At 65.9% G+C, this 10,696-nt stretch carries 8 protein-coding genes and 1 pseudogene; 5 read left to right on the top strand and 4 right to left on the bottom strand.

Going from position 1 to position 10,696, the window contains the following annotated elements:
* Positions 1-119 (bottom strand): annotated as a pseudogene (locus B6V73_RS21180) (sugar ABC transporter substrate-binding protein); the annotation flags it as partial.
* 183 nt (positions 120-302) lie between these two features.
* Here B6V73_RS21180 and B6V73_RS17505 point away from each other — a divergent pair.
* Entirely contained in the window at positions 303-1,517 is a 1,215-nt protein-coding gene (locus B6V73_RS17505) for an ROK family transcriptional regulator (RefSeq protein ID WP_346426032.1), read from the top strand.
* On the opposite strand, the gene B6V73_RS17500 is transcribed toward B6V73_RS17505, so the two are convergent.
* The gene (locus B6V73_RS17500) at positions 1,505-2,884 is read right to left on the bottom strand and encodes a HAMP domain-containing sensor histidine kinase (protein WP_075776882.1); all 1,380 of its coding nucleotides are present in this window, start codon (positions 2,882-2,884) and stop codon (positions 1,505-1,507) included. The genes B6V73_RS17505 and B6V73_RS17500 overlap by 13 nt on opposite strands.
* Positions 2,884-3,555 carry a response regulator transcription factor gene (locus B6V73_RS17495; protein WP_075776881.1) on the bottom strand — a complete coding sequence of 224 codons (672 nt, stop codon included), beginning with the start codon at positions 3,553-3,555 and terminating at the stop codon, positions 2,884-2,886. The genes B6V73_RS17500 and B6V73_RS17495 overlap by 1 nt, the downstream gene beginning before the upstream one ends.
* Before the next feature lie 165 nt (positions 3,556-3,720).
* Here B6V73_RS17495 and B6V73_RS17490 point away from each other — a divergent pair, with 165 nt between their 5' ends.
* A complete protein-coding gene (locus B6V73_RS17490; RefSeq protein ID WP_075776880.1) occupies positions 3,721-4,875 on the top strand; it encodes a Do family serine endopeptidase in 1,155 nt (384 codons plus the stop codon).
* A gap of 69 nt (positions 4,876-4,944) precedes the next feature.
* Here the strand turns inward: B6V73_RS17490 and B6V73_RS17485 are convergent, their stop codons facing one another.
* Positions 4,945-6,561: a glycosyltransferase family 39 protein gene (locus B6V73_RS17485; RefSeq protein WP_168174929.1), complete on the bottom strand. Its 1,617-nt coding sequence runs from the start codon at positions 6,559-6,561 to the stop codon at positions 4,945-4,947.
* A gap of 187 nt (positions 6,562-6,748) precedes the next feature.
* Between B6V73_RS17485 and B6V73_RS17480 the strand changes: the two genes are divergently transcribed.
* The 3 genes from B6V73_RS17480 (at position 6,749) to B6V73_RS17470 (ending at position 10,547) form a co-directional block, all read left to right on the top strand.
* Positions 6,749-7,018, top strand: a complete 270-nt coding sequence (locus tag B6V73_RS17480) for a YMGG-like glycine zipper-containing protein (protein ID WP_075776878.1) — start codon at positions 6,749-6,751, stop codon at positions 7,016-7,018.
* A gap of 182 nt (positions 7,019-7,200) precedes the next feature.
* The gene (gene cydD / locus B6V73_RS17475) at positions 7,201-8,889 is read left to right on the top strand and encodes a thiol reductant ABC exporter subunit CydD (protein WP_088725943.1); all 1,689 of its coding nucleotides are present in this window, start codon (positions 7,201-7,203) and stop codon (positions 8,887-8,889) included.
* A complete protein-coding gene (locus tag B6V73_RS17470) occupies positions 8,886-10,547 on the top strand; it encodes an ATP-binding cassette domain-containing protein (RefSeq protein ID WP_088725942.1) in 1,662 nt (553 codons plus the stop codon). The genes cydD and B6V73_RS17470 overlap by 4 nt, the downstream gene beginning before the upstream one ends.
* Positions 10,548-10,696: the final 149 nt, after the last annotated feature.

The raw sequence follows: 10,696 nt of genomic DNA, 5'->3' as shown, positions 1-10,696 counted from the left end.
TTCACGAAGAACGGGTTGGTGTCAGTCTTCGTGATCAGGCAGGCGGTCGTCTCCGCCCAGGCCCCGGTCGCCATCAGGCCAAGCGCCGTCGCTCCCAGAATCGCGGTTCTCTTCTTCATGTCAGGTCTCCTCCCAGAAACATGTCCAGCCGTCCTCCGATCGGCTTCGGGGTAAATCATGTGCGAACACGGGCCGACTCGTCAATAGATAAATCAAATGGATTTATTAATTGACAGAAGAGCCTCTGGAAGCCGATAAATACAAGGCGTAGTTTATGCGCGAGCAGCCTCGGAGAATGAATTTTGGCCCACCGCGTGATGGAATTGATCAAGACCGGAGCGGGGAAGATCGGCTCGGATCACTCCGCGATGCGCAACCGCAACGAGCGGCTCGTGATGTCGCTGATTCGCCGTCGCGGCGCCTTGGCGAAATCCGAGATCGCACGGCTCACGGGGCTCTCGGCACAGACAGTGTCGGTCATCATGCGCGCGCTCGAGGATGAAGGCTTCCTGCTGCGCTGCGACCCGGTGCGCGGCAAGGTGGGCCAGCCCACCGTGCCGATGCGCCTGAACCCCGAGGGGGCTTATTTTCTTGGCCTGAAGGTCGGGCGTCGCCGGACCGAGGTGATCCTGATCGACATGATGGGCACGCCGGTCTCGCGCCGTGTCGCGCGCCACGACTACCCCACGGCGGCTGACACGATAGCCTTCGCCATCGACGCGATCGCCCGGATGGTGGCAGAACTCCCCGCCTCGAAGCGCGAGCGCATCGCCGGCCTCGGCATCGGGGCGCCGTTCAGGATGTGGGATTGGGGCGTGGCGCTCGGGCTCGAGGAAAGCGCGATGGCCGATTGGCGCGAACGCGATATCCGCACCGAACTGGAGGCGCTCTATCCGTTTCCCGTGGTGCTGGAAAACGATGCCTCTGCCGCCTGTTCGGCAGAGCTTTTGCTGGGCGATCAGACATTGCCCGACGATTTCCTCTATGCGTTCGTGGGCTTCTTCGTGGGTGGCGGGCTGGTGATGAGCGGCTCGCTTGTGACCGGCCCCAACAACAATGCGGGCGCGCTTGCCTCGATGCCGGTGCCCGACGGTCACGGCGGCCAGTGCCAGTTGCTCGACGTGGCCTCGCTGTCGGTCATCGAAGCCGCGATGACGGAGCGCGGGCTCGATGCGAGTTTCCTCTGGGAGCGGCGCGATGAGTGGGATCTTCCCGAAGACATCGTCGACGACTGGCTCGCGAAAGCGGCGCGGGGCCTCGCGACTGTCGCCGCGTCCTCGGCGGCGCTGTGCGACCTCGATGCGATCGTGATCGACGGCTGGATGCCCGACGATCTGCGCGCGCGGCTCGTCGCCGCGACCGAATCGGAACTGGCGAAGATCAACCTCTCGGGCGCGGGCGTTCCGATCGTGCGCGAGGGTCAGGTGGGGCCCGATGCGCGCGCGCTGGGGGCCGCGACCCTGCCGCTGAGCCTGCGTTTCCTGACCGAGATCGACCTGCCCGATCAGGCCGACTGAGCGGACCCGACGAAGCGCAGCGACACGATCAGACCGGGATTGTTGTCGGACAGTTCCAGCTCCGCCTCATGCAGCCCCGCCACCGCATGAACCAGCGCAAGGCCCAGCCCGTTGCCCGGCGTCGTGCGAGAGCGTTCCAGCCGATAGAGCCTGCGCAGAACCTTCTCGCGCTCGGCCTCGGGGATGCCGGGGCCACGATCGGCGACGCTGAGCGTGACCGCGCCGCGTTCGCGAGACAGACTCACCGCGATCTTCGGCGCAGGCCCGCCATGGCGGATCGCGTTCTCGATCAGGTTCGACAGCATCTGTCCCAGAAGCCCCCGATCGCCCTGCACGATGAGCGGCGCGTCTGGCCGCTGCAGGGTCAGCGAACCGCCCGCCTCTTCGGCGCTGGCCTCGTAAAGCTCGGTGATATCGGCGGCGAGCGCGCCCAGATCGACCGTCGCGAAACGTGCCTTCGGGCTGCCGCCCTCGATTTGGGCGATCCGCAGCAACGAGTGGAACACGGCGACCGCGCGCTCCGCCTCGGTGCCTGCCTGCTCGGCCAGCGCGCGGGGCGGCGCGTCCTCGGGCAAGGCCTCTTGCAGCTCCGAGAGTAGCACCGAAATCCGCTGCATCGGCGTCTTCAGGTCATGCGCGATATCGGCGGAGACCTGACGCAGCGCCGCAACCGTCGCCTCCTGCGTCTCGGCCATCACGTTAAGCCGCGCCCCGATCCGTGCGAGGTCATCGCCGCGCCGCGCCTTCACCTCGTCGCGCGGCACCCGCGCCTCGAGCCGCCCCTCGGTAAGATCGTCAAGTGTGTTTTCGATCGCGCTCACCCGTTTGCGCGCCCGCATCCCGACCCACGCACCATAGGCGGCAGAGACCAGAAGCGAGGGTACGAAGGAGAAGACGAGAATCGCGAGGAAGGTCGAGGTCAGTTCCGCAATCGGCGCGCGACTTTCGCCGATCACCAGCAAGCCGCCCGCAAGCGGCATGGTCAGCGTGAAATATCCATGTTTCGAGAGCGGCGCATATTCGGGATGACGCGAGATGACCCAGCTGTCGCCCTCATGGGTGACCCGGACGTTGCCGACCTGCCGCCCGTCCGACATCACGAAGGCGATGGCGCGCTCTGACGGATCGGACGCCCGCGCCTCCGCCGACACGATCACAGAGAGCGTCTCGGGGTTGGCGGCAACCTGAAACACCGCCGTCTGCTGCTTTAGATCGGCGCGGATCGATTCCTCGGTCGAGGAGCGCAGCGCGACATAGGCGAAGCCCAGCGTCACCAGCAGGATCGCAAAGACGATCCCCATCAGCCCGAGCGCCTGTCGTAGCGGCGTCGAGGCAAGGATTTCCGCGCGATTCAGACGTGCCTTCATCAGCCCTCGATCCGGTAGCCCGCGCCGCGCACGGTGTGGATGAGATCACGGTCGAACGGCTTGTCGACCTTGTTCCGGAGCCGCGAAATATGCGTCTCCACCACATTGGTCTGCGGATCGAAATTCAGATCCCACACGCCCTCCAGCAGCATCGTCCGGGTTTGCACCCGCCCCTTGCGACGCAGAAGGAATTCCAGCAGCGAGAATTCGCGCGGCAGAAGGTCGATCTCCTGTCCGCCGCGCGTCACCTTGCGCGCGATCAGGTCCATCTTCAGATCGCCCGCCTCCAGCATTACCTGCTCCGACTGCGCTTGCGGGCGACGCGCCAGCGCCGCGAGCCGCGCCGACAACTCGCCGAAGGCAAAGGGTTTCACGAGATAATCGTCGGCACCCGCGTTGAGCCCCTCGATCCGGTCGTCCACGCCGCCAATCGCGGTGAGGAAGATGATCGGCGTCGTGACCTTTGCGGCCCGGATCGCGCGGGTGATCGAGAGACCGTCCAGCTCCGGCAGCATTCGGTCGATGATCATCACGTCGTAGCTGCCGCCCAGCGCCTGGGTCAGCCCGTCGCGGCCATTCGCGAGATGGTCGACCGTGTGGCCCTCTTCGCGCAGGCCACGCAGAACGTAATCGGCGGTGGTCGCGTCGTCTTCGATCAACAGCAGTTTCATCGCACTCGCTTTCTCGGTTCGCGACATATGTGGCCGATGACACCGCACAAGTCACGCACCCCTCCCCTAAAGGTGAAAAGGATAACAACTCTGCAATCTTCCCGCAGAGTCCCTGACAGGCTAGGCCCTCACATAGGGTGCATACCTGTCAAAAAGGAGAGAAACATGCAGGACATTCGCAAAGCTCCCCTGCTGCGCACCCTCGCCACCACCGCCATGCTCGGCGCCGGCGCCGTGGCGACGAGCGGTCTGGCACTGGTCCCGAACGTGGCCGCGGCCGAAACCTTCACCAACACCGTCGACCTGGTGAAGAAGGTGATGCCCGCCGTGGTCACCATCGAGATCAAGAAGCAGGCCAACGATCAGGAAATGGCCCAGATGGGGATGCCTCAGGATTTCCCTTTCGAGTTCTTCCAGCGTCGTTTCGGTATGCCCGACATGGGCCCCAACGGTCAGGGCCAGCCGATGCAGCGTCCTGAGATCACCGGTCTCGGCACTGGCTTCATCATCCAGAAAGACGGCCATATCGTCACCAACGCCCACGTCGTCGACGGCGCCGAGAGCGTGAAGGTCACCTTCTCCGACGGCTCGACCGCGGATGCGAAAGTGATCGGCGAAGACAAGGCCACTGACATCGCGCTGATCAAGGTCGATACCAACAAGGACCTCGACACCGTGGGCTTCGGCGACAGTCAGGCCGCGCAGGTCGGTGAGCCGGTCGTGGCGATCGGCAACCCGTTCGGCCTGGGCACCTCCGTGTCGACCGGCATCGTCTCGGCCAAAGGCCGCGACTTGAAATCGGGCCCCTTCGATAACTACATCCAGACCGACGCAGCCATCAACAAAGGCAACTCGGGTGGCCCGCTCTTTGACGACCAAGGCCAGGTGATCGGCATGAACACCGCGATCCTGTCGCCCACTGGCGGTTCCGTCGGGATCGGTTTCTCGGTGCCCTCCGACACCATCAAGAGCGTCGTCGCCGACCTGCAGGACAATGGCACGGTGAAGCGCGGCTTCCTCGGCGTGCAGATCCAGCCGGTCAGCGAGGACATCGCCGCGGCGCTGGGGCTCGACCAACCGGAAGGTGTGCTCGTAGCCGACGTGTCGCCCGACACGCCCGCAAAGAAAGCTGGTCTGAAGCGCGGCGACATCATCGTCGGCGTGGATGGCAAGCCGATGAAAGCCCCCCGCGATCTGACCCGTGCGATCGGGTCCGACGAGCCGGGCACCGAAGTGCAGCTCTCGCTGCTGCGCGCGAACAAGCCGCTCACGCTCTCCGTCACTCTCGATGAGCGGCCCACCGAGAAGACCAAGTCGTAATACTTGCAGTCTATCGGTTTGAAGGCACGCCCGGAGCATCCGCTTCGGGCGTGTCTTTAGTTTGAAGTGTCAGTTCGCACTGCTGGGCGTGGCCGCGGCATCCGAAGCAGACGGCGCAATCGCCTCCGCGACCTGATAGAGCCGCCAGTCGTTTTGCCGGAAATGCCGCTCGGCGATCTGGCTCAGACCGTCGACGCCCTCGATCGGATTCGCTGCGAGAACCAGCCCGTCGGGATGCGCCGCCATCCAGCGCCCGAGATCGGCGCTGTTGCCAAGCACCGTCACCGGGTTCTCGAGCCGCGCGACGAAGGAGAACTGCCCTGCATAGCCGCGATCGGTGGTGGCCACGCCATTTTCCGAATGCGAAGCGATCAGGCTCGCGATTGGTGCCGGATCGTAGACTTTCCAGAGGATCGGCCAGACCATGATCTGAATGGCGATCAGCACCAGCGGCGCGACGAAGGCTTCGGCGAACCAGCCCTGCCGCGCTTTAAGCACGATTAGCGCGCCGCCCACGAGCATCGCCACGCCAGCGATCACGAAGAGCCACGATCCGGTGCCCTCGGGCAGTTCGGGGAACGCCCCGAAATGCACCGAAGCCGCAGCAATCGCTGTCGCCACGCCGGGCAGAAGCCACAGCAGGCGCAGCCAGCGCATCCGGCGCTCCGCCGTGGGCAGCAATCCCGACAGGATCAGCGCCAGCGCGGGCATTTCCGGCACAAGGTAATGCGCCTGCTTGCCCGAGATCAGCGAGAAGGCGACGAAGGCGGCGACGAACCAGACCGTCACCATGCGCGTCCCCGCATCCTCCCAGAGCCGCGACGGCCTGAACGTAGCCAGCCCGGCGCGGCTCCAGCCCCAGGGCCAGAGGAAGAACGGCAGCAACGCCACGAAGAACCAGACGGGGCGACCATGGGCAAAGCTTTCCACCATCCGCCCGGCGCTCTGCTTCCACAGAATCTGCTCGCGGTATTCCGCACCGCCGAAGATGATCGCGGGGCCGAGCCAGAGCAGGACGATGCCGAAACCGATCAGAAAACCGATTCCGATCCGCGCATACCACTGCTTGAGCGCGGGCCGCTCCGCCCCGGTCGCCCAAAGCGGCATCAAAAGCGCGGTCGGCAGCACATGCACCAGGATCACCGGCCCCTTGGCGAAGACGCCGAAGGCCAGCGCAATGCCAAGCCCGATCACCGGGGCGAAGCGCTCCGTGTCGCGCATCGCCCAGACTGCGAGCATTCCCGTCAGCGTCGCCGCCGTGAGCATCGTGTCGAACATCGTTGTCGAGCCGAAGAGCAGAAACACGCCGCTCGTCCCAAGGATCAGTGCGGCGAGTCCGGCGCGCTCCGGTTCCTCCGGCCAGAGCTTGCGCGCGAGCACCGCGACCAGTCCGACCGACAGCAGCCCGAAGGCGGGCGCCACGAGCCGCGCCGCCCATTCGCTGGGGCCCGTCACACTCCAGACGATATTGATGAGCCAGAACAGAAGCGGCGGCTTGTCGGAATAGATCGCCCCGTTGAGATGCGGCACCAGCTTGGAGCCGCCCTGCCACATCTCCCAGGCGACGGTGACATAGCGCGTCTCGTCGATCGCCATCAGCGGGCGCATGATCATCAACACCACCGCGCTCAATGCGAAAAGGAAAAGCGCTCCGATCAGGGGAACGCGCCAGGCGGTCGAACTCATAGGCGGGTCTTTCTGTCGTATGTCTCGAGATGTCTTTCTTTGCTTGACCCCCGAATGACCGCGCATGTCAAGCCGCTGGGTCATCACGGCTCCAGAATAGATGCTCAAAACTAATTAAGAAAAACTTGGAACTGCCCGGAGAGGGGCGACGTTGGATGTCCGAAGACACAGAAGGGAGACACGTACCATGAAGAAGATGTTCCTGATCCTGCCGCTCAGCGCCACCGTTGCCGTTGCAGGCTGCCAGATGTCGCAACAGGACCGCGCTGCCGCGACCGGCGGTGTTGCCGGTGCCGCGATCGGCGCTGCCGTTTCGGATGATGGCGACCGCGTTCAAAACGCCGCGATCGGCGGCGCGGTCGGCACCGTTGCCGGCGCCCTGATCGGTAAAGCCAACCAGCCGGGTCAGTGCCGCTATCGTGACTCGTATGGCCGCGAGTACATCGCGCCCTGCTAAGGCCCCGCCACAGGTAACCTCGAAAACCGTTCGGACCCTCATCCGAACGGTTTTTTCATGTCGGCATGAAGGTTCGTACCGCAGACGTGACAAGCGCGGATTGTCGCACTCCATTGTCGCAGCCCCTCTGCCCGGCTATCTCGACAGCCAAGCGCGAAAGAGTAAAAGACCCCAAAACCCGTATGACAGACGCCACGACCGAAGCGCCGAAGCCGAAAGCCGTTCTGACCCGCATCGCTCAGCCCGTCGCGGGCAAGTTGAAGCTCGCCGGGTGGCTCGGTGTGGCGTCGGCACTGATCTGGCCGGCGCAGGCCGCTCTGATCGGTTTGGTACTTGGCGACCTGGTCGCACCGGGGGTGAGCCCGTCGCTCTCGCCGCTCGCCGGGGCTGCAGGCTTCGTGGTGCTGGCGCTCGTGCGGATCGTCCTCGACTGGATTTCGCAGAAGCTCTCGGCCGATGCCGCCGAGGTGGTGCTGCGTGAGAGCCGCGAGAAGCTGATCCGAAAGGCGCTGCGTCAAGCTAGCGGCGCCGCCGCGCTGTCGCCTGCGGAACTGGCTTCGCTGTCCGCGGAGAAGCTCGGCGCGCTCGGCCCATGGGCCACGCGCTATCAGCCCGCCTTCCTGCGCGCCCGGATCATCCCCCTCGCCTTCATCCTGCTCGCTGCCACGCAAAGTTGGGCGGTCGCGGGAATCCTGCTGATCGCCGGGCCGCTGATCCCGATCTTCATGGCGCTTGTCGGCATGGCCGCGCAGGACGCCTCGGAAAAGCAGATGGTCGAAATCGGTTCGCTCAACCGGCTGCTGATCGATCGGATCGCCGCGATCACCGATCTGCGACTTCTGGGCGCGGAGGCCCGCTCGCGCGCCGATCTGGAAACCAAATCCGAAGACCTGCGCCTCCGCACGATGGCGGTTCTGCGGGTTGCCTTCCTCTCCTCGACGCTTCTGGAACTGTTCGCCGCGATCGGCGTGGCGCTGGTCGCGGTCTATGTCGGCTTCTCGCTGATCGGCTGGATGAATTTCGGCACATGGGGCAGCAAGATGACTCCGGCCGAGGGGATTTTCCTGCTGATGATCGCGCCCGAGTTTTTCCAGCCGCTGCGCGATCTCGCTGCGGCATGGCATGACCGGGCCGCTGCGCTCGCCGTAGCCTCCGAGTTGGAGACGACCGAGACTGCAATCGCCAAGGCCAACACGCTGATGGGCACTGGAGGCGAAGGCACGGCACCGACGCTTGGCGCGCTGCGTTGGCACGGGCTGCAAATCCGCCCCGGCGAGGCCGCCGCTCCGATCCCCCTGCCCGATGGCGACATCGCCCCGGGCGAGGCGGTCGCGATCACAGGACCGTCGGGCGCAGGCAAGACGACGCTTCTGACCGCGCTGGTCGGTCTGATCCATCCCGAGGCGGGGAAGATCACGCTGGGCGATACCTCCCTGACAGAGGAAAACGCCGATGACTGGCGCGCAGCCTTCGGCTGGATTCCTCAAAGCCCGCGCTTCGCCGATGCGAGCCTGCGCGAACTGATCACGCTGAACCGTCCCGGCGACCTCGATGCAGCGCTCGACGCTGCGCAGGCCACCGAGGTCGTCGCGGGCCTTCCCGGCGGGCTCGACGCCCGGCTGGGCGATATGGGCGGCGGCGTCTCGGGCGGCGAGGCGCGGCGTCTGCTGATCGCGCGGGCCCATTACGCGGGCCGCCCGATCGTGTTGGCCGACGAACCGACCGCCGATCTCGATGCCGAGACGGGCGCGAAAGTCATCGCAGCTCTTCTGGCGTTACGAACGCAGGGTACGACCTTGATCGTCGCAAGCCACGACCCTGCCCTCGTTGCCGCGATGGACCGTCAGATCGACTTGGAGGGCGCAGCATGAGAACGCTTCTGACCCTCACCGCTCGCCTGATCAGCGATCAGAAATGGGCCTTCAGCAGGGGCCTCGCGCTGTCGTTCCTCGTGCTCGCGATGGGGGCGGCGCTGCTCGGCCTGTCGGGCTGGTTCATCACCGCCTCCGCGCTGGCCGGGATCGCGGGGATGGGCCTAAACTTCAATTTCTTCACCCCCTCGGCAGGTGTCCGCGGTCTCGCGCTCGGCCGCGCGGTCTCGCGCTATGGCGAGCGGCTACTGACCCATGACGCCACACTGCGCGCGTTGGCGAAGCTGCGCATCGACCTGATGGATGGCGTCTCGCGCCGCCCGCATGAGGAACAGGCGCGGCTGCGCGGTGCGCAGGCGCTGAACCGGATCACCTCGGACGTGGATGCGCTTGATGGCGTATTGCTGCGGCTGGTCATCCCCTTCCTTGCAGGCGGCATGGTCCAGATCGCGGCGCTTCTGATGCTGGGGTGGCTCGAAGGGCTGCCGATCGGGCTCGCGGTCTTCCTGATCTACCTGCTGGGCGGTGGGCTCGGCCTGATCTGGGTCGCCCGAGCCGCCCGCCACGATGCCCGCGCCGCCGAAACGGCACTGCAGAACATTCGCCGCCGCGCGCTGGAGACGATGCGCGCGCGAGCCGATCTGGCCGTGGCCGGACAGCTGGAGGCGGCAACTGCGCAGACCCTGGCCGAGGTCGAGGCCGAAGCGCTCGCGCGGCGCAATCTCGAGGCGCTCGACCGCCGGGTGGGGGCGGTGATTTCCGCCACCACCGCGCTTGCCGGGGCGGCCGCCTTGGCGATCGCCGGACAGATGGCGCTGGCCGGGCAGATCACGCCCGCGCGCGCCGCGGTGGGCCTGTTCGTGGCGCTGGCACTGGCCGAGTCGCTGATGCTGCTGCGCCGAGGCATGGCCGAGATTGGCCGCATGCAGGAGGCGGGCGCGCGGGTCATGGAGCTGACCGATACGCCTACACGCGCCCAGCCCGACGGCCACGCCCCCACCGATATGGACGCCCCGCTGCTCGAGGGGCGCCAAGTTGCCTTCACCCGCGCCAAGAGCGCCGCGCCGCTCTTTTCCGATCTGACCTTCACCCTCGCGCGCGGTCAGACCGTGATGCTTGCCGGGCCTTCGGGCGCGGGGAAATCCACCGCACTCGCCGTGCTGTCCGGCCTTCTCAAGCCGTCCGGTGGCGAGATCACGGCGATGGGCCGCGCGCTGCCCGACTGGCCGGAGGGAGACCTGCGCGATGTCCTCACAATGGTGCCGCAGCGCAGCCAGTTGATCGGCGGCACTATTGCCGAGAATCTCGCGCTCGCCCTGCCTCCCGGAACGCAACTCGATGACGATGCGGCATGGGCCGCGCTGCGCGCCGTGGCGCTGGATGAAGTGATCGTGGCGCGCGGCGGGCTCGAAGCACGGCTTGGCGAAGGCGGCACGGGATTGTCCGGCGGGCAGGCGAAACGATTGGCGCTGGCCCGTGCGGCACTGCGCCGGCCCGACATCCTTCTGCTGGACGAACCGACCGAGGGACTCGACGCCCAAACCGCCGCCGCGACGCTGGCCGGATTACGGGCGCTTCTGCCCGAGGCGGGCTTCGTTCTGGTCTCTCACCGCCAGCCCGACCAGAGCGCCGCCACGGCCACGATCGCGCTGAAATGACGCACGCCCTGCGACGATAAGCCCCTAAAATCACGAGACATATTCCCGTTCACCTCTGTTCACGTCCGCGTGCGACACATCGTCAATTTGATTTGGCTCAAAGTCGCGCGCCGACCGCCTCCTCATAACCTGCATCCAGGAAAAACATT

Origin of the sequence: Thioclava sp. JM3, from assembly GCF_002213185.1 — a bacterium.
GTDB classification, from domain to species: Bacteria; Pseudomonadota; Alphaproteobacteria; order Rhodobacterales; family Rhodobacteraceae; genus Thioclava; species Thioclava nitratireducens.
This window is presented reverse-complemented; position numbering and strand designations above follow the sequence as displayed.